The following is a 24,293-nucleotide window of genomic DNA, read 5'->3' as shown; positions in this document are numbered from 1 at the left end:
TTTTTGTTACCTGCCGCAATGGGCGCGCTTGCCTGGCTTACGTGCCTGGTCGATTGATTGAAGCGCTGATTCCTGTAATGGGATCGCACCATTGCGTGATGCCGTTGCGGCTATCGTGCAAGTGTTCCTGATTTCCCAGCAGGCTCAGTGTAGCCTAGCCCTGTATTATTTTCCATACGGCAAATAAACATAGTGAGAAGGGAACGGACGAGTGTATGAATTTTGAACGCTTCCTCAATGAGCACGAGTCACTTGCAATCTGTGTTGACTGCCTATCAGCCGGAAGGAAGCATGTTGCATAGCCGCATCAATCGTGTCTTTGGTCCCCTGCCAAGCAGCGCTGCCGTCCTGAATAGTCGACACAAGGCGTGTTTGGAGAAAGAACAAGCAAAGCGCGAGCCATTTAATTTAGTGCAGCATAGACAAGATTTCGGAATAGCTGCCGGTAATGAGTCCGCTGCTCGGGGGCTTGCATCATGAAAATGGCGAGAAGATTTTCTTGCGGGTCGATCCAGAAGTAGGTTCCCGCGAGACCGCTCCATGTGTAATCGCCAACGGAGCCAGGCATGATCGCCATGCCGCTCGCAGTGCGTACCGCAACGCCCAAACCAAAGCCGTAACCTGGTCCGGGCAGATAGTTTTGCCCCGCTTTCGCACCCGGTAGTTCGGAAAGGTGGTCATTGGTCATCAGTCTCACCATGGCACGCGACAGAATACGCACGCCGTCGAGTTCGCCCTCGTTCGCGAGCATCTGCGCAAAGCGCAGATAGTCATGTACGGTCGACATCATGCCACCGCCGCCGCTGAGAAAGTTCGGACGCCGGCGCGGCTGATTCATCCGCACTTCCACACCCGTCACGGGATCGACAGGATACCCTTCGGCGATCCGGTGGTGCTGCGATTCTTCCACCCAGAAGCCGGTATCGCGCATGCCCAGCGGCTCCAGGATGTTCTGCGCCAGGAAGCGGTCAAGCGTCATGCCGGAAACGCGTTCCAGCAGTATGCCGAGCACATCGGTGGCGTTGCTGTACTCCCATACGGTGCCGGGCTGATAAAGCAGCGGAAGCTGGCTGATGGCTTGGATGAATTCATCGCTGCTCCAGCGCGGATTGCCAATGCCGGCCTTGCGATACTCGGCCTTGACGAGCGAATCGCCGAAGATACCGTAGGTCAGACCGGAGGTATGACGTAGCAGATCCTGTACCGTGATGTCGCGGCGCGCGGGTTCGAGACCAAGTGCGGGCGTACCGTTGGCAGACAGCCGTTCCACACCAACCTGCATGCGGGCGAACTCCGGCATGTAAGTCGAAATCGGATCGCTCAACAGGATGCGCCCCTGTTCGACCAGCATCATTGTGCCGACGGAGACAATGGGTTTGGTCATGGAATAAATGCGGAAGATCGTATCGAGCGACATTGGCGTGCCCTGCGCCGGATCTTGCAAGCCGAGCGCCTTTTCATAGGCCACCTTGCCGTCTCGCGCGATCAGCATCACCACGCCCGGGATACGTTTGGCATCGACATCTTGCTGGATACGGCGCGTCAATGTGTCCAGCCCTGTTGCGGAAAAACCCTCTGCTCCGGCGTTATGCTTGCTCATCGTTGTCTCTTCCTGTTGGTAAATCGTGGCGATGGCCAAAGCCATGCGTATGCGTATGCATAGAATCGAACGGTCGTTTTTATTCTAGCGGATTCAAGCGCCGGATGTTTTTGGCAGACTTTAGCCAGACCGGGAAACGGCAAACCCCGCATCACCACTTATCGGAAGCTTTGCTGTGGTCCAAACACAGCAATCCCCAAAGTCCGTTCATGCCATTCAGCGACGCCAAATAAAAATGGACCGTGAACGGTCCATTTTTTAAGTCAGGCAAAGCGAAGTCATGTCGCGTTACGGGTCGGGATTGGTATTACATCGTCGGACGTTTCTTGCGTGTCTTGGCACTGATCGCCTTGTTGCCGCTATTGCCGCCTTTGGCCTTGACCAGCATCACTGAACCCTGTTGGCCGCGAACCTTGCGCGACGTCGCGCGCGGTGCTGCCGCCCGAGCGACCAGCGGAGGTTCTCCCGTCAGCAGACGCTGCACATTTTCCGCATCCACCATGCGCGCTGCGCCTTCCTTGGCATTGAGCAGCACAACGATGACGCGCTTGCCCGCAGCCTGGAAACGCATGACCAGGCAACGACCTGCTTCCCTGGTAAAGCCAGTTTTCGACAGCAGGATATCCCAGCCGTCACGACCTACCAGTCGGTTGGTATTGTGGTATTGCACCATGCGACCATTCATGTCGAGCAGGTCACCGGTTTCGGTCGTAATCTGACCAATTTCCGGATAATGCGAGGCCGCCGTTACCATCTTCACCAGGTCAGCGGCGGTCGAGCGATTGTGCGGCGACAGGCCGGTTGGTTCTTCAATCACGGTGTTGCGCATATCGAGCGCATTGAGCTTTTCCTTGACCGCGGCGACGAAGCCGGCATGGCTGCCGGGAAAAGTGCGCGCGAGTGCGGCGGCAGCGCGATTATCCGACGACATCAGGGCCAGTTCAAGCAAGGCCTTGCGGGTCAGCACCGTACCGACCGGCACACGGGATGAGCTGTGCTTGAGGGTGTCTACGTCACTCTGATCGATGGTGATCAATTCGTTCATGTCCAGCCTGGCATCCAGGACGGCCATGGCGGTCATTACCTTGGTGATCGATGCGATCGGAACCACGTCATGGGCATTTTTTTCGAGCAATACCGTACCGGAGTCTTCCTCGAACACGAGCGCGTGCTGGGAGCTCAACGGAACTGCAAATGCGGACGCTGCCGTGCTCAGCAGCAGCGCCATCAGAGTTTTTTTGAACATGGAGGTGCCAAAATGAAAAAGTTGTCTTACGGCACCAATCATATCTGCTAAATGGATTGCAAGGTTTGCCTTAAAGCATTGAATTACACAAATTTTTTCAAATGTTGCTTATGCGTCTTAAAGACTTTTCAAGGGCGTCCGTTCGATGCACGCGGTCGCTGTCCGGCGCGACCGCCGCCTTCCCGATACAATCGGATGGAAAATTGATCGCTTAACGAATGAAAGGAATGTCGTGAGTTCGTCCGCTCCCCCTGCTTCACAAACGACGAGGGTTCTCGTTGTCGGCGCCGGCGCCATCGGCAGTTTTTATGGAACCCTGCTGCAGTCGTATGGCGCTGATGTATCGGTGGTGTGCCGGTCCGAACTTGACGCGGTGCGCAAGGATGGCTTTCATATTGAAAGCAAGCGGCTGGGTGACCGGGTATTCCGGCCGGCGCAAACCCTGTCTGCTGTGGCCGACTACCAGGGCGGGCCGCCCGATTTTCTTCTGCTCAGTGTCAAGGTGGTTGAAGGCACCGACCGTGCGGCCATGATCCGCGATGCGGTCGGCCCCCGGACCGCCATCGTGCTGATCGAGAATGGCGTCGAAATCGAAGAGGAAATCGCCGAGGCCTTTCCCGGCAATGAACTGATCAGCGCGCTCGCCTTCGTCCAGGTCAGCCGCGTTGCACCGGGCAAGGTGAAACACTATGCATTCGGCGACCTCACCTTCGGCAACTATCCTTCCGGCCTCAGCGAACGCAGCCGTCAACTGGCCGCCATGCTCGACAGCGGCGGCATCCGCTGCACGCTGACCGAAAACGTCGTCACGGCACGCTGGCAGAAATGCCTGTGGAATGCAGTCTTCAATCCGATTTCGGTACTGGGCGGCGCACTCGATACCGGGCATATCCTGTCGGGTGCCGAAGGTGAAGCATTCGTCCGTACGGCCATGCGGGAAGTCTGCGCCGTCGCCGCGGCAACCGGTCATCCCCTGCCGGAGACTCTGATCGACCAGTTCATCGAAGGCACGCGCAAAGCGCCACCGTACAAGACCAGCATGGCGCTCGACTATGAAAACAAGCGCCCAATGGAAACGGAAGTCATCCTTGGGAATGCGGTGCGGGCAGGCCGGCGTGAAGGCGTTGCCATTCCTGCACTGGAAAGTCTGTATGCGCTGATGAAGATGGTAGAAATCAAAGAAGCGGCGTCGCGCGCATAGCAAAGCCGGCCGATGCGTCCTCGAATTCGGGAGACACGACGTGTCTCCCGATGCACTCTGAACTAGCCGTACTAGCCGTTCAAATGCCTGTTATACCAATCCCAACCTGTAACGCAGGAGGAGTCAATAGCGGGCTATTGACGACGAGTGCAACGCCGGCAGGCAGAAAAAGACGCGATCTCATGGTGCGTTATGGGTTGGGATTGGTATTACTTCCGGAAGTCCGCCAGCCTGACGCTGACCGGCTGCCCGAGCGATCCCGGCAGCGTGTCGAAACGGTCTCGCATCAGGCGATCAAGCATGCCGATACGCGCAGCCGGTGCGGGATGCGTCTTGAACAGCAAGGAAAATTCACCATCCGAAGCACTCTGGGCCTGCAAGGTCTGTAACACCGCAGGCAAACCGAACGCGTCGAAACCCGCACGCGCGGCGATCACCACGCCAAGGCGGTCCGCCTCGAATTCATCCTCCTTATCCAGGCCGCTTGCGTACAGCTTGCGCCCCACGTTCATGAGCGCATTGCGGGCTTCATTGTTACCGCCCTTGTTGGCGGCACCGATGAAGTCGCCAAGCAAGGCAATCCCGGCGTTCTTTTGCACGGCCCGCAGGTGATGTTTTTTCAACACGTGACTGATCTCATGCGCAAGGACGCCAGCCAGTTCCGCCTCATTGCGCATGCGCGCAATCAATCCTTGCGTGACGAAGATATAGCCTCCGGGCGTGGCGAATGCATTGAAACCGGCATCCTCGATCACACCGAAGGTCCACGGCAGATCCGGCCGCTCGGTCTGCATCGCCAGCCAGCGGCCCAGCGTATTGATGTAGCGCTGCAGGGCCGGGTCGGCGACCAGTGGCTTGGCGCCAAGCAGCGTGGCAGCGAATTCCTGGCCGATTCGGACCTCTTCCGCTTCATCGGGCTCTTTCGACGCCTTGGTCAGGTTGCTGACGGCATTTCCGATATTGATTCCACCAAGCTTGTCACCGAGCTTGCCCAGACCGGGCAGGGAAAACGGCAGCTGCGCGGAAGCGGATAGGGCTGTGGCGGCGAGCACGGCACCCAACATCAATCTGGCAAGTTGGCGCATATCAGCTCCCTTCCAAGTTACGCGCGCTGATGGTGTCTGGCTCCGCCAGATAGTCGACTTTCAGCGGAGACAACTTGCTGCGTTGCGCAAAAGACTGTGCAGCATTGCGGTCGGCCGCGAAGCGCTGTGCCTTGTCGAGTTCAGCCGGATTGGCTTGCGCGTGCTGCAAGTCCTCTTCCGACAGGCCACGCACCCCGGTAGTGACGGTCGCGGAATTGCTGGTACGTCCTGATGACAACAGATTGTTCAGCGCACCCAAGGGATTGCTGCTCGCGGCCCCAGAAGCAGGAGCAGTGGCTGAAATACCCTCGGGCTTCAGCGCCAGCATTCGGACCCAGCCGCTCTGCCCAGCCACGGTTTTGACTTGGGTCCATGCGCCCTTGCGGTCCAGGACATCGACACGGGTATTCTCGGGCAGGCTGGCGATGCTTGCCGCATCTGACTGCGCCTGTACCTGTAATTCGGTTGCCCGACTGGTCAGCGCCGATTCGGCGTGCGCCGCTCCGATCGCCAGCAAAGCGGCGAATGCCAAAGGCAGTCGTTTCATGCGTCTTTCCTCCTTGGTTCATACAGTTCGACTTTGGCCGCGCGTCCTTTGACGTCAAACGCACCGTGCGGCCGGAAATCCAGGTCTTCTGATGCGGCGCATGCGCGCATGGTGTCCTCGGTGACCAATACACGCGCTATGCCCTTGGTCAACCCTTCGACGCGGCTGGCAAGGTTGACCGTATCGCCGATTGCCGTGTAATCGAGTTTGCGCTGCGCGCCGATAAAGCCGACCACCGCCTGTCCGCTATGCACGCCGATGCCGACATCGAAATCGCCGACATCCGAACCTTCGGCGGCGAGCTCCTGTTTGAACTCAAGCAGCACGTTTTGCATTTCCAAGGCAGCCGCTACGGCGCGTGGCGCATGCAGCGGATCGTCGAGCGGTGCGCCCCAGAAAGCCATGATGCAGTCACCGATAAACTTATCGAGCGTGCCGCCGTGCCGGAACACCACTTCAACCTGTCGCTCGAAGTAACGATTCAGCAGAGTCACCACCTCCTGCGGCGGCCGGCTTTCGGACAAGGTGGTAAAGCCCCGGATATCCGAAAACAGCACCGTAATGTTGCGGGTCCGCCCCGATAGACTTTCCACCGTTTCGCCCTGCTCGACGATTTGCCGCACGACGTTTGGATTAAGAAAGCGGCCGAACAGCGTCACCGCCTGTTCACGCGCACGGCGTTCGCGCAGAAAACCGGCAATGGCGACAAAGAAAAAGCATAGCCACGCGAAGGCGAGCGGCGTTACCGCCGGCAGCAGCAACCCGTGCGCAAGCGCGAGATCCGACAAGAACACAACTCCCAGCGACACCAGCGCCAAGGCCGCGCCGGTCAGCACCGGATGAAACCGGCGAGAGAACGCGGCGACGGTTGATGCGATGAGCAGCGCGCCCAGCAGGAAAGGTCCGATGGACGGCACGCTCCTGAGGTGGCTTCCGTTCATCAGGTTGTCGATCGCGACCGCGAGGATATCGACACCCGGATAGCCGGCTTCCAGCGGCGTCAAATGATGGTCGAAAGAACCGGCAGCCGATGACCCGACGATGATGATTTTGTTACGAAACAGTTTGTCGAGCGCATGCACGTCGTCGGCGCCAAGGGCGTGGCGCTGCTCGGTGAGCAGCCGGTACAACTCGCTGTAGCTGAAGCGCCGATGGCCTTCCTGTGGCCAGCGCATCCGGAATTCCGGGTATTCCGGCAGGCGTGCGCCAAGATCGCGTACCACGCGCGCCGGCAGGGACGGCAGGCGGTAACCCGCAAGGTCCGTGTACAGGCGATAACGACGCAGCACGCCGTCTTCGTCCTCGACACTGTTGATCAGGCCGAGACGCCACACTGCGGGATCAATCGCGGCCGGAAGCTGGAGCGCCGCACGTGCCTCCCGATCGCCGGAGGCCATGCCGAACGCCGGTTCGAGTTGATGCAATGGGGTGCCAGACTTGTCCAGCGCGGGATGCCCCCGTACCGCGGAAAGATAGACATGGCGATTGGCATGGATCGCGCCCGACAATCTCGCGTCACTTTTCGGACGCTTGAGATCTTTCTCCGAAAAGGTGATATCAAAAACCACAGCGCGCGGCGTGAATTCCGCCAATGCATCGAGCAGGTCGGCATGGATTTCGCGCGGCCATGACCACAAGCCAGCGATATCCTGCATGGCAGCCATGCTCGCATCGTCGACATCGACGATCACAATGCCGGGATCCGCTTTGAAATCGACCGCATGCCGTCGCATGAATACGTCGGACAGCCGGGCTTCGCTGGTAGCCAACAGATGAAGGCCAAACATCTCCAGCGCCATCGCTCCAATCAAAATCAGGGCGAGCGCGGCGTGCCACGGTAAAGCTCGATGTCGCGTAGAAAGAAAGTGGAAAGCGCGCATGCAGCAACGCCTCCCCGCGCCGCCAGTAAATATTGATATAAAGCAATATTAACCGGGAGGCGGGCTAAGTGCCAGAAAAACGGGTGGCGGTGTGGCTGGGAGATTTCGACTTCATTGTCGCCCGGGGCGTTTTGGCGCAGATTTCTTGCGCATCGTAACGGGGTCGAGCCGAGGGCGTATTAGAGATCGGCCTCGACCCCGTTCATCGACTTCAATTGCGGACTGTAACTTGGGAGGTAGAACACTTCGATCTTTGCCTTGTTTTCTTCCAGCCATGCCCTGACGGGTTTGCAGTGATGCACCCGTATGGCCACGCCGCGCATAGCAACGGCCACGCATATCGGTATTGACAGCCGCCGTCTCATCGCCCTAATGAATCTTGGCACCCTCCAGTTTCGGCGCGCTTCGATTGTGGAATTTTGCGCGTCAAGCCATGTCTTGATCGCTTATGGCTTGCGCCTGCTCTGTTGTCATCACTCACCGTTTGCCTGCTTCCTTGCCCCGCACACGGGGCTGCAAGGCTTGACGCATCCTGCCAAACAAAGCCCCTCAATTCGTATCCGGAAAAATCAGGGCTGGCTCAATGTCAACTTGTAGATAGGTTCGCCTCGCTAGATGGAGGAGTGGCCGGGTGACGTCCTTGGTCGTAAAGTCTCTCGATTTCTTCGTAGTCGAGGTCCTCAGGATTGCTTAATATATCTTCGCTAAAACCGGAGTTGATCCACGCCTTAGGGTTCGGTAAATAGGTACCTGACTGTGAACTGCCTTGTATCGGTTTTCCTTCGCGAAATTTAATCGTACCAGCGTACTTAACATAGGCAGCATGACTAGAAAGAGTGCAATGGGCATTCTGTTGGTTTTCAGGGGCTCCGAGCCGAATGGTACCATCCGCCATGGTTACGAAAATATAGTCGCCATCAGGTAATTCTTTAGGTTCTCCGTTCTTAGTCGCGCTCCAATTGCCATCATCGTCTTTTTCGACCAACCAGCAGGTTGTAGGGACGGGCGGAGCATCACCAAATCTTTGGTAGCACTTCAATGCAAGCGCATAATTTGTGTCGGCCACGCCCAACGTCGCATCCTCGAAATCTAGCGCTCTCGATTTCATACGGACAAGGCCATCTCGATCTATGCGCGTCAGATAGAATTCCTTCAAGCGTGCAGTTTCTAGTTGCAGTTCGGCGTGTTCACTAGCATTGGGGTCATTTAACAAATCCCAGGCAGGCGACTTTCCTATCGGCGCTATGGTCGTTAGTAGACTTGCACGTGATGTAATACTACTTGTAGTACTACTCACACTATCCATCCTCTCGAGGTGGCGCTGTAGATTGCGTGCACTGCCGGTGCTAACTTTTGGTTCTCCAGAAGGTAGCGTATAACTACGACGGCGCTGTTCCGGACGCGCCCCCGGTACTGACGCCGTGGCATTCGCCTCAGTTTGAGTCAGTGGGTTCACAGACCCGGGGGGCGTCGCTGAGGAGCTGCCTGCCGCGACGTTACGTTGTTTTCTGGGAACCAATTGACTAAATCTTTGCATCATTCGCTTTGCTTTTGCTCTACTACTATTGTCTATAGGATGTTCGCTTGGCGGCGGTATGTCAGAGCTCAAATCCACCAATTCGTTGGTTCCGGGAGTGACATTACTTATGCTGGAATTAGAATTAGCAGGAGTACGACCGCTATCGAATGGATTCATGATTTTTCCTCGAAGAATTTATAAATGAAACCCACCAATTTTTTGCACCAAGCTTTACGTTTCGTTGAAACAATTTTTAATGCAAGATTAACGGGCTGCTGATGCGTGGCTTATGTTCGAAAAACGGTTCCAAAGTCAACGCAACGAACTGCAATGAAATAATGGAACTGCATGCCCTCTAAAACGCACTCATGACTGATGAAACACAAACGCGAAGGTCAGTAATGACGGCAAATTACAGGTATTTGATCGAAGATTTTTGCAAGCTGTGCGGCTTGGAAAATTCGGGACAGATCATGCGAGGAGGCCCCGTTGTCGTCGATGGATCGATGTTCTCGCTGATTTATAGTGAAACGGTCAATCCGGACATCATGTTTATATATTGTGATTGTGGTGATGTGCCGCTAGGTCGCCAGGCCGACGCATACAAGGCACTGCTGGAAGCCAACCTGTTTCTTTACACCGGAACAGGGCCAAGCTTTACCGTATCGGACGAAACGGGCCGGGTTTTGCTGGTCGACCAGTATCCATTGCGCGACAAGAGTGCACCGGAGGAATTGCGGAATGTTCTTTCACAACTGGCCGCCCTCGCGAAGGAATGGCGTACCGATCACTTTCTCGAAAAGAGTGCGTCCCGCTTCAGGTCGTCATCTGCCCGGATACCCGGTTTGAACTGGCCTAGTTGAAGCGCAGAAGGAGTTGACCATATCCTCGTTGCCAGTGGATCGTTGCGGTTACGCGTAGAGTCGCGCAACCCATTCCCACGTGGGCCGGAACCGGTGGCAAGTGGCGCGGCGCCGAACTGTGTCTGGCTTCAACCCGCTTCGCCGCCCCCATTCGAAGCCCCACTAAGGCGACGTACATGGAAAGATGTCGAGCACCTGGTTCTTATCGGGTGGGCCGGCAATCGCGCTTAACGACTTGCATTCTCCATCCGTGCACCATTCATAGTCGGCTACAAAGCCCGAACGGCGCAGACTGATCCGGGGCAGGTCGGGAAGCCTGGGCGAGTAGTGCCATGCGCCGTTTCGAAGGATGGCTCCCTCCGGGGGCTCCATGCCTGCACCTGATCCTCGGATGCGGGCTTCCGTCAGACGTAGACGCCCGTCGACAACAATGTAGTCCTCTTCCCATCGGATCTTTTCAATCGAATGGTTCCAGGCAAGGGTGAACTGCTGCAGCGGCAGTACAGCGGAAAAGGCCGCCGCTGCAAGGCAGATCGCCATCACGCGAGGGCAAGCCTTTTCTTTTGCCAGACGTGCCATATGAAGAATACCAGCGCCATGCCCAGCCCGATTTCATCGGTCACCGGAAGCGCCGCCACCAGCATCAGCGAGGCCACTGCACAGAAGACGCGCTCATAGGCCTTCAACGGCGCGAAGAGATACCCGACTGCGGCAGCACCCCACAGGACGATGGCAATCACTGCCTTGCCAACGATATAGGCGACCGCCGGAACAGTCCATTCCCCCTGCAGCATCAGCACCGGGTCATACACCGCCATATAGGGGATGACAAATCCGGCGATCGCAATTTGCGTGGCCTTGACGCCGATCTTCATCGGCGATTCTTTGGCAATGGAAGCTGCGGCAAACGCGGCCAAGGCGACCGGTGGCGTGAGATCCGCCATGATGCCGAAATAGAACACGAACATATGACTGACGATCAGCGGCACACCCAGCTTGAGCAGTGCAGGCGCGGCAATGGAGCTGGTGATGATGTAGTTGGGGATCGTCGGAATCCCCATGCCGAGAATCAGGCACACGATCATCGTGAGCACCAGCGATAAAAACAGGCTTTTTTCGCCAACTTCCAGAATGAATCCTGCAAAGCTGGATGCGGCTCCAGTCAGAGTCAGTACCCCAATGATGACACCGACGATCGCGCAGGCGAGTCCTACAGGCAGCGCTTGTTTGGCGCCGTCGACCATGCTCATCTTGATGTCGTTCAGCGTTTTCTTGCCGCCATTGAGCGGCAGGCACACGATGGCAAGGACTGCGATGATTGCCAGGATGGGATAGATGCCCCAGCGGGTAAAGGTCGCGGCACCCAAGCCCACCGCCAGCCAGAATACGTAACGGAACGCTTGCTTTGACAGGCTTGCTGCGATCGTCGCGCCCAGGATCAGAATCGCCGTCAGCGCCAGTCCGGTCATGCCGGCAAACATGGGCGTAAATCCATGGAACAGCATTCCGATCAGTGCGGCCAGCGGAAGCACCAGGTACCAGCTTTGTTTCAGCGCGCGCCAGGGATTGGGACACTGGTCTTTCGGCAGGCCGGACAACCCGGCTCTGCCTGCTTCCAGATGGACCATCCAGAAAGCGGTCAGATAATAGAGGATCGCCGGAATGGCAGCCGCCTTGACGATTTCGATATAAGGCACATTGAGCGTTTCCGCCATGATGAAGGCCACCGCACCCATGACCGGCGGCATAATCTGGCCACCCATCGACGCCGTGGCCTCGACTGCGCCCGCAAACACCGAGGAATAACCAAAGCGCTTCATCAGCGGAATCGTGAATTGGCCAACCGTCAGCACATTGGCGACGCCGGAGCCGGAAATGGTACCCATGAAGCCGGAGGAAATGACTGCGACCTTTGCCGGGCCGCCCTTGGCCTGTCCGACCAGGCCAAGGGCCAGTGAATTGAAGAGATTGATCATCCCGGCGTGCTCAAGGAACGCGCCAAAGAGAATGAACAGAAAAATATAAGTCGCTGACACCATGGTCGGTATTCCGAAAATACCTTCTGTCCCGGTGAAAAGCTGCCCGACGATCTGGTCCAGTCCGTAGCCGCGATGTGCCAGCGCACCGGGCAGATATTGCCCGAACAGGCCGTAGGCAAGAAAGACCGCACAGACGATGGGAAGCGCCAGGCCAAGGATGCGGCGCGCGGCTTCAAACAACATGACCACCATGACGGTACCGACCACCATGTCAGCCATCGTCGGATCGCCGGCTCGCTGTATCAGGTCCGCTTCATAGATCCAGTGGTACAGCGACAACCCGAATCCGGTTGCCGCCAGTACCCAGTCATACCATGCCACGCTGGTGAGCTTTCCATGCTTCATGGCCGGATACAGCAAGTAGGTCAGCATCAGCAGAAAACCGACATGCAGCGAGCGGATCACCAGGCTGGACAGGGGATGAAAGGCGGCGACAATCAGCTGGTAAATAGAGAATATCAAGGCCACGGTAATGATTACGCTAAGCGCGATCCCGGTCAGCTTGCGCTGTACACCGTGCTCCTGGAATTCCTCGCCGTCCGCAGGCGCGCCATCAGGCGCGTGCGCATGGAGGTTCAGTTCTGACATGCATTTCTCCTCGGATTGGATGTAACGGCGCCGGTCTTCTTTCCCGCCGGCGCTCTTGTTTTTTTGCATACGGCGGGCAACCGAAGATGCCGCCGTACGCCAGAGATGGCGTTCCTTACTTCAGCAAGCCTGCTTCACGATAGTACTTTTCCGCACCAGGATGCAGAGGAACTGGCGACCCCTTGGAGGCAGTCTCCTTTTTGATTGACTTGGCTGCCGCATGCGCTGCCAACAGCGTGTCGAGGTTTTCGAACATCGACTTGGTCATTGCATACACGACATCGGCAGGAACGCCTTCATGCGTTACCAGGAAGTTCTGCACTGCGGCAGTCGGCACGTCGGTGTTCTGACCCTCGTAGGTCTTGGCTGGAACGACACTGGACTGGTAAGCCGCGTCACCGACCTTGGCGACCACGTCGGCCGGGACAGGAATGACCACGATCTTGACTGCGGTGGCGAGATCACGCAATGCGGAAACCCCCAGGCCTGCCGATTGCAGGGTAACGTCGAGCTGACGGTTCTTCATCAGTTCAACGGATTCGCCAAATGGCAGGTATTCCACCTTGGCGAAATCCTTGTAGCTCAGGCCAGCTGCCTTGAAGATGGCACGTGCATTGAGCTCAGTGCCGGACTTCGGCGCACCGACGGAGACGCGTTTTCCTTTCAGGTCGGCCAGTGTCTTGATCCCGGAATCGGCCGAGGCAACGATCTGAATATAGTTGGGATAAATCCCTGCCACGGTGCGCAGCTTTTTCAGCGGGCTCTTGAAGCCTGCTTCTTCATTGCCGTTCCAGGCGTCGGACAGTGAATCACCCAGCGTAAAGGCGATTTCTCCACGGCCGGCTTGCAACAGGTTGAGGTTTTCCGCCGATGCCTTGGTGGCCTGTACGGAAACCTTTGCGTTAGGCATGGCCTTGCCGTAGATCTGGGACAGGGCGACACCCATCGGGTAATACACGCCGCTGGTACCGCCAGTGAGCACGTTAACAAATTGCTGCTGGGCCTGAACCGGCGCTGCAGCCACGAGTGCGAAACCGGCGAGCGCGATCGCGCGCCGTAAAAAGCGGAATGTCATCCTTATCTCCTTGTTGGTTTTGATGTTTATGTACTACGCTTGCCATTGTAGTAGCACTTGCTGTGCCATGTGCGGACACCACGCAAGCGTCCGGAAAATATAGACCTTTTGATGACATTCTGCCGAGCCCAGGCTAAAAGCGTGCGGAAATCCGGAATGCGGCAAGTTCGCCGAGCGGAAAACCATACTTCACTGGCCGGTTCGCACAAACAAAAACCCCGCCGCATTTCTGCGACGGGGCGAACGAACTACCTTGGAGGAGAGAAGCTAAATTGTGAAGGTTGTGAAGGTCAGCGGTTTTCACTCTGGCGCAACCACTTGGTTGCAATCACCTTGACACCGCGCTCGACGGGCTCGCCGGCATGCAAGGTCTTGTGGTCGGGATTGCCATAGCTGTCGGTGTTGAGAAAGAACACCGCGCAACCTTTCTTCGGCTGGACCTGCAAACCGATGTTCGGGAAGGACGTACCACCTCCCTCCTCCACGTCGCTCAGATACATGATCAGGGTGGCAACACGCTGCCCTCCGTGTTCCAAATGCTTGCGCGGGCCGGGCAATGAAGCATCGAACCAATCGTAATGCGGGCGGTATTCGTTGCCTTTTTCATATCGCAGGACTTGCAGTCCCTCGCCGTTTTCGACAGGCCAGTCGATCAGGGCGGCGATACGGTTCTCGATACGCGCCACCAACTCGCTTTCGCCGCGCTGCAGCATGGCGCCGCGACTGCTACGGTGCGCGTGTACCTGCGTCTTGCCATCCTTGTCAGAGACGACCGGCGAACGTTGAAGACGCTTGTCGGTATAGGCAATCAGCGCGTCGCATTCCTCGTCGCTCAGCACATTGCCAAACAGGATGACGCGAGGCGCTTGCAGTGAAAGCAGTACTTGAACCTGACGGTCCAGTGCCTGAATGACATTGGACCCGGTATCGATGCGCGGCATGGGCTGGACCGATGGCGGCTGTGTCGTCCCATGTCCCTGGCTGCTGCGACGCGCCTCTTCGATCGCGGCGCGCGCCAGTTGCGCATCGAAATGCCCGTCCCGCACCATGATGCTCTCAAGCTCATCCGGCTTGCACGAGCGTGCGAGGTTTTCATTAATCCATGCCTGCCATTCCTTGGGCAGGGCAACCAATGCTGAATTCATCATGATTGTGCCGTGTCTTTCGCGTTAAACCAGGTGCGTGCATGAGCTGATTTCTCGTACGTCATTTTGTACAGAGGCACGCCTTGTCCACCAATATTTCTGTGACGCAAGTTTCTGATAAAGGTTCCGCGTCATGATGCATTATGCGAGTCGGCAACCCTGTTGGATATCGGCAAATGGATGAATTGCAAGGTCGGCAAAACATGATGCATTTAGGAATTTTCCTATTTGCACCTTAGTAAAAGAACATGTTTATGTATTGAGCTTCTGCCATGGCGTGGTCGTTCGCCAAGGTGGGATCCATGCCTTTGGAAGCACCAGTGATAGAGCCCCGACATCGGTGACCATTCCTCCCAGACCGGAGGAACTGATGGTGACGCCTGCCGTGAGCGCGGGCAGCCGCTGCTCAATCTCGTCACGCACCAATGGCGCAAGCCAATCTGCATGATGCATCCAGACACTACCGCCTATGACGAAGTGTTGCGTGTCCAGCGTGGCCGCAAGGTTATATAGCGCCCGGCCGAACCGCCTCGCTGCGGTTTCAGCCGCTTCCCGCGCATCCGCCCTACCGTCGCGCGCGGCATTGAACAATTCCGCGGCAGGCATATTCAGGCGGTTAGCGACATTGCGTCCTGATATCAGTCCCTCCAGGTCACCCCGATTACCGCAACCGCATAAGGCGTCTTCCGTTTCGGACATCAGCATGTGTCCGGCATGTCCGGCGTTGCCGTTCTTTCCGCGCAAGAGATGGCCGTCTACGCACAGGCCAAAGCCGACACCGGTGCTCCAGGTGACATACACACAGTTCGGTTCATCCTGTACCGCGCCAAAAGCCCGTTCTCCGGCAAGGGCTGCGACACAATCGTTTTCAATTGCGACCTCTGCATAGCGTTCTCGCAACACCAGCTCCAGCGGTACGGTACGCCAATCGTTAGGCAGGTCCGGCGCGTTCCTGCCGGCTCCGCAGATATTGGGTGAGGACAGCGCAATCAGACCGTCTTCGTGTACGAAGGGGCCGGAGGAAGCAACCCCGACGCTGCGTACCAGACCGGGATCGATACCCGCCTGGCTGCACACCATCTGTAGCAACTCTATGCCTTTGAGCGGCAGCGCACGGCGATCGCCCTCTTTCGGCGTCGGCGCGGTCACCCGGGCGAGCGGGCCTTGCTTGCCTGCGACGACAGCGGCAATCTTGGTTCCGCCGATATCCAGCGATCCGATGTAGTGGTCCTGCATAAACACCTCATTATTCATGTGCGACGCCGAACGCTACGAATATACTATTTCGCCAGCCAGTTCGTGGAGCCAGCCGCGTCAAGGCGCGCAATCAATTCATCGAGAAGACGCAGGATGTCGCGCGGGTGCGGAAGGAAAAAGTCTGCAGCACTGTCAGCAGAGTGCTCGATACGGACAGACAGCACATCACCACGCCGCATGAGAAATACGTCTTCATCGGTCACATCGTCACCGACGTAGAGCGCACCCGGGGCACCGGCCAGGTCCATCAGCCGCACCAGCGCGCTGCCCTTGTGACACCGGTCTTCCGCCAGGAGATTGAAAACACATTTGCCAGCCACGATGCGCGGCGCCGGCGACAGCGCCGCAAACAGCTTTTCAAGCTGGCTTGCGCTTTTTTCGACATCCTTGACGTGTCGATAATGCACGGACATCGAATAGCGCTTATCCTCAAGTTGAATCCCGCGATCGAACTCTGGCACTGCGAGCGCGTCTTCCAGCTGGCGTCGCCAGCTCTGGCACGCTGCCTCATGCTCACGTGCCAGGTTTTCCCAACCGGGCACGCCTTCCAGGCCATGGTTGCCAACCACATAATCCGGCGTGAACCCGAGGCGGCTGCGTATATCCTCCACCGAGCGGCCGGTAATGATTGCGATCGGCGAATAGCGGCCTAGCGTCAGCAATCGCTCACGGATGTTGTCTGGCAGACGGGCGTCTTCAGGCCTGGCCACGATGGGTGACAGCGTGCCGTCGAAATCGAACGCGCATAACAATCCGTCAGCAATCGCATGTTCGAGACGTCGCAAGCCTTGATCGGAAAACAGGGGGCTCATGCTTATACCACCCGGCGCAAGGACTTGCGGCTGTGCGAGCGGATCTTGCTCAGGATCCGTTCGCGCTGGCGCACCCGCGCAGCATCCAGCAACATGCGGCCGGCCCAGCGGTAAATGTTGAAGTCCTTGACCAGCGAACGCATGCTGCGCATACGCTCACATTGCTCCGCTTCGGGCATGGTCAATGCGCGATGCAAGGCTTCTGCACTCTGTTCGATGTGATAGGGATTGACGACCAGCGCTTCGTGCAGTTCGCGCGCCGCGCCCGTGAACTGGCTGAGCACCAGCACGCCGCGGTCGTCATCCCGTGCGGCGATAAATTCCTTCGCCACCAGGTTCATGCCGTCGTGCAAACTGGTCACCATGCAAACTTCCGATGCACGGTAATAGCGTGTCACCTGTTCGGAGTCGTGATGTTCTGCCTTCAATATGATTGGCTGGTAGTTGCCGTCGGAGAAGCGATTGTTAATCCGCTGCACCATCGTGCGGACGCGGGTTTCAAAATTCTGGTACTCGTCCAGAGAAGATCGGGTTGGCGCCGCAATCTGGATCATCGTAAATTTTCCGACAAGGTCGGAGTGCAGTTCGAGCATCCGCTCTATCGCCTGGAAGCGCTCGATGATGCCCTTAGTATAGTCGAGGCGATCAACGCCGACCGCCAGCAAGTGATTGGACGGAAGTCCGTGCTCGTCCCTGACTGTCTTGCGGCATTCAGCAATAACAGAGAGGTCGACCGGTTGCTCCGGCCATGCAATTGAAATCGGGTAATGCTCGACCTGCGTCAGCTTGCCGCCATAGGAGACGGTAGACGATTCATACTCGATACGGGTTTCAAGATTGCGGTCCACTGTTTCAAGGAAGTTCTTGCAATGGAATGGCGTATGGAAACCCAGGATGGTGCTGCCTAATAGACCCTCAAGGATTTCCTCGCGCCATGGACAGATGCCGAACGATTCGGGATTTGGCCAGGGAATGTGCCAGAAGGTAATAATCGTCGCTTTAGGCAACTGCTCCTTCACCATGCGCGGCAACAGAGCGAAGTGATAATCCTGTACCAGAACGACCGGATCGTCGGTACGCGCCTCTGCGACCACTGCATCGGCGAACCGCTGGTTGACCGCGACATATTGGTCCCAGTCGGACGACCGAAACACCGGACGCACATGGGCGATATGACAAAGCGGCCACATCCCCTCGTTCGCGAAGCCATAGTAATAGCCCTTCTCTTCTTCTTTCGTCAGCCACACGCGGCGCAGTGTATAGCTGGGATTGGCGGGCGGCACCGGCACACGATCGTCCCGATCGACGGTTTCCCGGTCGGCCGATCCGCTGCCGTGCGCGATCCAGGTGCCAGAACAAGCCCGCATGACGGGTTCGACTGCCGTCACCAGGCCGCTGGCCGGACGCTGCACTTCGATCCCGTTTCTGGTGCGGGCGTGCAAGTACGGTTCACGGTTTGACACTACCAGCACCTCATCGCCGGCGAGTTCATCATGCAGCAGGTCGCGAAGTTTTTCGGGGGTCCATAAATGGGTGGAGTCGTCACGCTCCCGTCGCTCGACACTGAATTCATGGAGCAAAGCGCGCAAGTCGCTCTCGAGTGGACGTACTTCAGGCGGCGTCGTCTGCGATCGGTTCTGCATGCCAATCTCACCGCGCAGGATGCCTTTGACTGAAGCGATCCAGTCACGCCAGCTGAGATGGGCAACAAAGACGGTAATCATTGAAATCACGATGGCCAACAGCGAGAACAGTCCGATCACATATTTGCGGGTATCGGCGCTGCGGCGCTCGATGAAGCTCATATCGTGCACCAGGATAAGCTTTCCGAGCGCCTGGCCGTCGATGTCAAGCTGGCTTTCGGAAACATGCAGCGGTCCCTGGGGGAAGGACACCAGCGATTCCTTTCGTCCATCCCTGGGCTGCTCGGTCCGGCATCCGAGCGAGGCCGGATAGGTATTCGTTTTGTAAATTGCCGTACCAGTTGGATCGCAAAAGGCGATGGCATACAGGCGTTCATCCCGTAGGGCACGGTCAAAGAGCTGGTTGATGCGCTTGTCCGCCTTTTGCGGCACATATTCAAACAGGGGCTCCTGCAAGGCGATGGCTAGCGATTGCGAGCGCGCATCAAGGTCGCGTATAAACCAGCGCAGGGTCAGGTTATCGATGAGCGGCACGACGGCATAGGCAATCAACCCGATGACCAGCGCAAGCGGCAGGACGAAGCGGAGTGAGAGCCGGATTAGTCTAGATGGCATAGTCCCTTCCAAGGATCATCAGCATGGCAGGCACATGCGGGCAGGCCCGCAGAGCCCTACGTGCACTGTCCTGAGGCATGGCTGCAGGCCTGAACAATAATGTGGATACCGGCAACGAGAAGTGGTCCGCCTGGCGTAAACGGTATGACAGACGGCTCAAAAGAATGACGGGATCCGCTAGGGACATCGTGGGTGCTTCGACACGTGATACCAGAAAGCGTACAACGACGCTCCCATTTACATTACAAACCAAAACCAAATGATGGAAAGATTCTTTGTAAATTTAATAGTTCCGAATTTTGCGCCAACGTAAAAGTGGCATGAATGGGATGCATATCTGGTCAGCTATTCCGGACGGCAGCGGCAATCCTTGACCGGGATCCAAGCCTGAAAAAGCTCGCCGCATCCCGAAAGCACCAGATGATGCTGAGCAAGGAAAGACCGGAAAGGAGCCAGGTGAGCAGCCCATAATGGGTAGCAACAAGGGCGGAAGGCAGAGTCCACCAATCGCGCAATACGGCCACCAGCAAGGCTGTATAGGCACCAAAGTTAACAAACAGAAATACATGAAGGCTTCGCTCAAGATGGGAAAGCGGCCTCGTCCTGTCTTCAAGCAGGGTATCCCATAGCGAAATAATGATCTCGGCCACCACTAGTCCAACGATGCCCAGGACGGCCGCGCCGTGCCATTCAAACCACGCAAGACCACCGAACAACATGGCAAAAATAAATTCTCTTGCACTGTGCAGGGCTTCTTCCAGCCGCGCCGATGAACGCGAAGGTAATTGTTCACGCAATTCGTGATTAAGGACGACGTCCGCGCCACCGAGCAAACCATGCAGTATCAACAGATATAGGACCGGAAGAATCATGATGATGTCCGACTGCGCTGAGGCCATATCATGCGAGTTTTTCCTGTACAGAGATATCGGCATCAGCCACGATCATGTGGCGGGAAGCGCTGGCTGGCTAACGCGCGCGATTTCATGTTCCGTTATGGGTTGGGTTGGGTATTAGACTCCGTATCGCTCTTGCAAAAGATGTTTTACCAGCTGTTCTGTTTCCTTGGCTTTGTCCTGTCCCTGTTCATGATCGAATACAACGGTGTGTTTCGAGTCATGCAGTGCAGTCCCTTTGTCATCGGTGACCGAAATAACTGCCATCAACTTGCCGGGCTCAACTTCTTCCAGCAACGCTTCCGCGTGCCAGGGTCCTACTGTGTAGTTCAGGGTCTGCATTCATATTCTCCAAAATCGACGTTAACATCTCCTCCATGTTGCGGTTGGTTACGCCTGTTTCAAGGTGTCTGGCGACACGCGCGCGCGACCATTTACCGGTGCGCCAGTCAACTCTATGACGGCACGTAATTAACATTTCACTCGAAACTGTATGCCCTATCGATGATTGGGCGCAATCATCGGTAGCATTCATTAAAAAAAGATGGCCGGGTCAAATCGCCCGGCCATCGTGTCAGCAGAGATTACGAGAAGAATTAACGGCTTCCCGAACTGCTACTGCCAGTCGTGCCTGAACCCGTAGAGCTTGGCGAACTGGACGAACTGGAACCCGTGGAACTTGGCGAACTGGACGAACTGGAATCCGTGGAGCTTGGCGAACTGCCGGACGAGCTGGAACCCGTGGTGCCGCTCGAACCACTGGACGAGCCCATGCTTCCGCTGGAGCCGCTGGAGCCCGAACCCATTGATGACCCGGAGGAACCCGACGAACCACTCGTGCCGCTCGAACCGCTGCTGCCGCTGGACGAGGAAGGATCGGTCGATGAGCTTGAACCGCTGGACCCCGAACCCATTGAGCCCGAGGAATCCGAAGACCCGGATGAGCCTGAAGAACCGCTCATGCCACTACCGGATGAACCGGATGAACCGGATGAACCGGAAGATCCGCTGCTGCCGGAAGTGTCCGAGGTGCTGCTCGGCGAACTTGAGCTTCCGCTGGACATAGTGCCCGAACTGCCTGAGCCGCTCGAACCACTTGAGCCGCTGCTCATGCCGGAACTTGGGCTCGATGACCCGGATGAAGAACCCGAGGATGAAGGAGAAGAACTGGTTTGTGCCACTGCAATACCTGCTGCGGCCATAAGGGATATAACAAGTGCGATTGATTGCTTCTTCATGCTGCCTCCGTACATTGATTGGGGATGGAATCTTCAGCAAATAGCAGAAGGTAAGCGATTAGACCGGCGCGACCTCTTCGGTTCTCACAATTTTTGACAGAAGATCATCTATCTTATCTATCGCAAATTTTTCGCTTTTCCCGCAACTTTGCTAATGCGTAAACAGTCCATGCCCCTTTTGCAGCAACCCTTTCAATTCATCAATTGGGATGGGGTGACTGAACAGGAATCCTTGCATTTCATCGCACCCGTTTTCACGCAGGAAGCTCAGTTGACCGTCATTTGATACGCCTTCTGCGATCACACTCATGCCCAGGCTGTGCCCGAGTGAAATGACCGCGCGGGCAATGATCGCGTCGTTCGGGTCGGCACCAATGTCACGCACAAAAGACTGATCGATCTTCAGATGGTCAACAGGGAAACGTTGCAGATAACTCAGGCTTGAGTAACCGGTTCCAAAATCGTCAATCGCCAATCGCAGCCCCATGTCCTTAAGATCGAGCAACACTCCGATTGCATCTTCGGGATTTTGCATGACGAGGGTTTCGGTCAGTTCAAGCTCAAGCGCCGACGGCGCCAATCCGGAAGAGGATAATGCCCGGCCGACAAGGTCCTTGAGCGTCTTTGGCCCGAACTGGCGCGCGGAGATGTTAACGGCAACGCGCAGGGGCGGCAGCCCTGTTTCCGCCAGGGTCTTGACGTGCGCGCACGCCGTGTGCAATACCCACTCGCCGATCGGAACAATAAGCCCGGTCTCTTCAGCAAGCGGAATAAATGAGGCAGGACCGATGATGTGTCCTTGCGGCGACTGCCAGCGCAATAATGCTTCGACACCAACAATCTGTCCTGTTTTCAGGCTGACTTTCGGCTGATAGTAAAGAAGAAATTCATTGCCCGACATTGCCTGCCGCAGCCGGGATTCCAGTAACAGTCTTTCTTTTACCCTTTCATTCATCGCCGGCATGTAAGGTTGCCAGTTATTCCTCCCCTTTTCCTTGGCACGGTACATTGCCGCATCGGCATTTTTAAGCAAGGTGTCCACATCCTTGCCATCCTTGGGATAAAAGCTGATACCGATACTGCCGCTGACAAAGAACCTGTGACCCTCAATATCGAAAGGCCGATCAATGGTACGCAGAATGCGATTCATCAGCGCCGCTATCATCTTTTCATCCTTACATCCATAGATGACAAAGGCAAACTCATCGCCGCCATACCGCGCGATCGTATCGTTGCCGCGCAGGCAGCTCACCAGCCTTTGCGCAACGCTCTTGAGCAGTTCGTCGCCTACGGGATGGCCCAAGCTGTCATTAATGAACTTGAAGTTATCCAGGTCGAGAAAACCTACCGTCAGGCATTCTTTCGCTCTCGCAGCTGCGGCAATATCCTGGCGCAGCCTGTCTTTTAGTACATTGCGATTAACCAGTGCGGTCAGGGTATCGAAGGTTGCTTGCCGCTGCAGTTCCTGCTCATAGTATTTGATGGCGCTGATGTCGTTGAGCACGCCCACAAAGTGGGTGACGACGCCATCGGCGTCTCGTACCGGAGCAATATGCATTTCGTTCCAGAACATCGTGCCATCCTTGCGATAATTGCGCAGCAAGGCGGATACTTCTTCACGCTGCGCAATACCGCGTCGCAATGATGCAATGCCCGCCTGCGCAGTATCGTCTCTTTGCAGGAAACGGCAATTGCGTCCCAGCAGTTCTTCATTGGTATAACCGGTGATTCGCTCGAATGCGGGATTGGCATACTCGACGTTACCGTTGAGGTCAGTGATAACGATGGCATTGACACTGGCCTGGATTGCGCGATCGCGTAAGCGAAGCGCTTCTTCAGCTTTCAGGCGTTCAGTGATATCGACACCGAGGCCTGCTATGCATTGTTTTCCGTCGATTTCAATCCGGACACCGGTTAAGAAATACGGAATTCTCTCCCCGGACTTCACGGTCATATCTGCCTCGACCGTTGCAGCGCCAGTTTTGAGTACCTGCTCGATACGTTCAGCAACCCTCGCCTTGTCTTCCGGAGAACTGAACAGGTCAAGCGGATGCAGCCGCCGGATTTCTTCCGCGCTATAGCCGGTAATCGCTTCGAGGTTGCGGTTCCAGCGAAGATAATGCCCGTCCCGGTCAAACAAATAAAAAATGCCGGGAAGACTGTCGATAATGGCTTGCGACGCTTGTGCTTCAGCGGTACGGTCGGCGATTTGCCGTTGTAAAATCAAGTTGAGATCCTTTAGGGCCGCGGCTCTCTCCGATACCCGTTTTTCCAGTTCGCCATGCGACAGTCGCAGTTCGTCTTCGGACCGGCCAAGTTGCTCAAGCGCGCTGCCGAGGGTGCTCAGGCTTCTGCGCAATTCAAGTTGGGCAACAGCCTGGCGCGCCAGAATTTCAAGTGCCCTGCGCTGTTCGCTGGACAGGTCGCGTGCTTCACGAGCAAGTACGGCGAGCGCTCCCAGGATGTTCCCGTCGCTCATCATCAACGGCGTTCCCGCGTAAAAGCGAATGTAGGGCTCACCAATAACGAAAGGATTCTTCGCGAAGCGGGGGTCGCCCCATGTATCGCGGATGACGGTGGTTTTGGCCTCGGCGACAGTGAGCAGGCAAAACGCGATTTCCCTGGGAGTCTCCTGCACCTCGATACCGATGCGGGACTTGAACCACTGGCGCTTTTCGTCAATCAGGGTGAGCACTCCCATTGGCGTACCGCAAATGTTGGCGGCAAGCTCAGTGATTTCGTCGAACCGGGCTTCCGCGCCGGTGTCGAGAACATTGCAGCTTCTTAGCGCCTCGAGACGAAGAGCCTCGTCGATGTGGCCAGTCCGTTTCATTCGTCCCCCAAAGATGGCTCAGCGATAGCCAACCTGCGCCTCCGTATCCGATCCTGGTCACGGCGATACCTGACGATACCTGGCGAGCCATGGTCAATATCATTTCGACGCAACCTGACACCGATTGTTCGCACCAAGCATGCCCGGCGTGATCCAACTCAGTGCTGTCCGGTCTGCCGTACGATAAAGCGGCATTCGATTGCATCGTCAG

The 24,293-nt window shown here is 56.7% G+C and carries 19 protein-coding genes and 1 pseudogene; 3 read left to right on the top strand and 17 right to left on the bottom strand.

From position 1 onward, the window contains the following. Positions 1 to 403 precede the first annotated feature (403 nt). Together ASE07_RS26995 and ASE07_RS26990 are read right to left on the bottom strand one after the other, a co-directional pair. Positions 404 to 1,600, bottom strand: coding sequence for a serine hydrolase domain-containing protein (locus ASE07_RS26995; protein ID WP_082584531.1), 1,197 nt, complete (start codon positions 1,598 to 1,600; stop codon positions 404 to 406). Between the two features lie 307 nt (positions 1,601 to 1,907). Next, positions 1,908 to 2,846 carry a D-alanyl-D-alanine carboxypeptidase family protein gene (locus ASE07_RS26990; protein ID WP_057293941.1) on the bottom strand — a complete coding sequence of 313 codons (939 nt, stop codon included), beginning with the start codon at positions 2,844 to 2,846 and terminating at the stop codon, positions 1,908 to 1,910. Positions 2,847 to 3,078: 232 nt separating this feature from the next. Here ASE07_RS26990 and ASE07_RS26985 point away from each other — a divergent pair, with 232 nt between their 5' ends. After that, complete coding sequence (locus tag ASE07_RS26985) at positions 3,079 to 4,047, top strand: ketopantoate reductase family protein (protein ID WP_057293940.1); 969 nt, start codon at positions 3,079 to 3,081, stop codon at positions 4,045 to 4,047. A gap of 209 nt (positions 4,048 to 4,256) precedes the next feature. Here the strand turns inward: ASE07_RS26985 and ASE07_RS26980 are convergent, their stop codons facing one another. From ASE07_RS26980 to ASE07_RS29210, 5 genes and pseudogenes are all read right to left on the bottom strand, one after another. After that, the gene (locus tag ASE07_RS26980; RefSeq protein ID WP_057293904.1) at positions 4,257 to 5,132 is read right to left on the bottom strand and encodes a M48 family metallopeptidase; all 876 of its coding nucleotides are present in this window, start codon (positions 5,130 to 5,132) and stop codon (positions 4,257 to 4,259) included. A gap of 1 nt (position 5,133) precedes the next feature. Further along, positions 5,134 to 5,679, bottom strand: coding sequence for an SH3 domain-containing protein (locus tag ASE07_RS26975; RefSeq protein WP_057293903.1), 546 nt, complete (start codon positions 5,677 to 5,679; stop codon positions 5,134 to 5,136). After that, positions 5,676 to 7,559, bottom strand: a complete 1,884-nt coding sequence (locus ASE07_RS26970) for a CHASE2 domain-containing protein (RefSeq protein ID WP_082584520.1) — start codon at positions 7,557 to 7,559, stop codon at positions 5,676 to 5,678. Before ASE07_RS26970 ends, ASE07_RS26975 begins: the two co-directional genes overlap by 4 nt. A gap of 182 nt (positions 7,560 to 7,741) precedes the next feature. Beyond that, positions 7,742 to 7,945 (bottom strand): annotated as a pseudogene (locus ASE07_RS31035) (transposase); the annotation flags it as partial. Between the two features lie 200 nt (positions 7,946 to 8,145). Further along, entirely contained in the window at positions 8,146 to 9,255 is a 1,110-nt protein-coding gene (locus tag ASE07_RS29210) for a hypothetical protein (RefSeq protein ID WP_156397083.1), read from the bottom strand. A gap of 191 nt (positions 9,256 to 9,446) precedes the next feature. Between ASE07_RS29210 and ASE07_RS26960 the strand changes: the two genes are divergently transcribed. Further along, positions 9,447 to 9,941, top strand: a complete 495-nt coding sequence (locus tag ASE07_RS26960) for a CesT family type III secretion system chaperone (protein ID WP_082584519.1) — start codon at positions 9,447 to 9,449, stop codon at positions 9,939 to 9,941. A gap of 162 nt (positions 9,942 to 10,103) precedes the next feature. On the opposite strand, the gene ASE07_RS26955 is transcribed toward ASE07_RS26960, so the two are convergent. The 9 genes from ASE07_RS26955 to ASE07_RS26915 all read right to left on the bottom strand — a co-directional run bounded on the left by ASE07_RS26955 (position 10,104) and on the right by ASE07_RS26915 (position 20,353). Further along, positions 10,104 to 10,520, bottom strand: coding sequence for a DUF1850 domain-containing protein (locus ASE07_RS26955; protein ID WP_235548651.1), 417 nt, complete (start codon positions 10,518 to 10,520; stop codon positions 10,104 to 10,106). Continuing rightward, a complete protein-coding gene (locus ASE07_RS26950; RefSeq protein ID WP_082584530.1) occupies positions 10,481 to 12,568 on the bottom strand; it encodes a TRAP transporter permease in 2,088 nt (695 codons plus the stop codon). The genes ASE07_RS26955 and ASE07_RS26950 overlap by 40 nt, the downstream gene beginning before the upstream one ends. Positions 12,569 to 12,683: 115 nt before the next feature. After that, positions 12,684 to 13,643: a TAXI family TRAP transporter solute-binding subunit gene (locus tag ASE07_RS26945; protein WP_057293898.1), complete on the bottom strand. Its 960-nt coding sequence runs from the start codon at positions 13,641 to 13,643 to the stop codon at positions 12,684 to 12,686. Positions 13,644 to 13,933: 290 nt separating this feature from the next. Continuing rightward, positions 13,934 to 14,791: a 2OG-Fe(II) oxygenase gene (locus ASE07_RS26940; protein WP_235548650.1), complete on the bottom strand. Its 858-nt coding sequence runs from the start codon at positions 14,789 to 14,791 to the stop codon at positions 13,934 to 13,936. Positions 14,792 to 15,040: 249 nt separating this feature from the next. Beyond that, a complete protein-coding gene (locus ASE07_RS26935; RefSeq protein ID WP_057293897.1) occupies positions 15,041 to 16,024 on the bottom strand; it encodes an ROK family protein in 984 nt (327 codons plus the stop codon). Positions 16,025 to 16,068: 44 nt separating this feature from the next. Then, positions 16,069 to 16,857 carry a trehalose-phosphatase gene (otsB, locus tag ASE07_RS26930; protein ID WP_057293896.1) on the bottom strand — a complete coding sequence of 263 codons (789 nt, stop codon included), beginning with the start codon at positions 16,855 to 16,857 and terminating at the stop codon, positions 16,069 to 16,071. A 2-nt stretch (positions 16,858 to 16,859) separates the two neighbouring features. Continuing rightward, a complete protein-coding gene (locus ASE07_RS26925) occupies positions 16,860 to 19,115 on the bottom strand; it encodes an alpha,alpha-trehalose-phosphate synthase (UDP-forming) (RefSeq protein WP_057293895.1) in 2,256 nt (751 codons plus the stop codon). A 341-nt stretch (positions 19,116 to 19,456) separates the two neighbouring features. After that, positions 19,457 to 20,014, bottom strand: a complete 558-nt coding sequence (locus ASE07_RS26920; protein WP_057293894.1) for a hypothetical protein — start codon at positions 20,012 to 20,014, stop codon at positions 19,457 to 19,459. A gap of 114 nt (positions 20,015 to 20,128) precedes the next feature. Then, positions 20,129 to 20,353 (bottom strand): hypothetical protein, encoded by a 225-nt coding sequence (locus tag ASE07_RS26915; RefSeq protein ID WP_057293893.1) that lies wholly within the window; start codon positions 20,351 to 20,353, stop codon positions 20,129 to 20,131. Positions 20,354 to 20,638: 285 nt separating this feature from the next. Between ASE07_RS26915 and ASE07_RS26910 the strand changes: the two genes are divergently transcribed. Next, positions 20,639 to 21,346, top strand: coding sequence for a hypothetical protein (locus tag ASE07_RS26910; protein WP_057293892.1), 708 nt, complete (start codon positions 20,639 to 20,641; stop codon positions 21,344 to 21,346). Between the two features lie 54 nt (positions 21,347 to 21,400). On the opposite strand, the gene ASE07_RS26905 is transcribed toward ASE07_RS26910, so the two are convergent. Further along, entirely contained in the window at positions 21,401 to 24,082 is a 2,682-nt protein-coding gene (locus ASE07_RS26905) for a sensor domain-containing phosphodiesterase (RefSeq protein WP_057293891.1), read from the bottom strand. Positions 24,083 to 24,293: the final 211 nt, after the last annotated feature.

The organism is Noviherbaspirillum sp. Root189, assembly GCF_001428545.1.
Lineage (GTDB): Bacteria > Pseudomonadota > Gammaproteobacteria > Burkholderiales > Burkholderiaceae_D > Noviherbaspirillum.
This window is presented reverse-complemented; position numbering and strand designations above follow the sequence as displayed.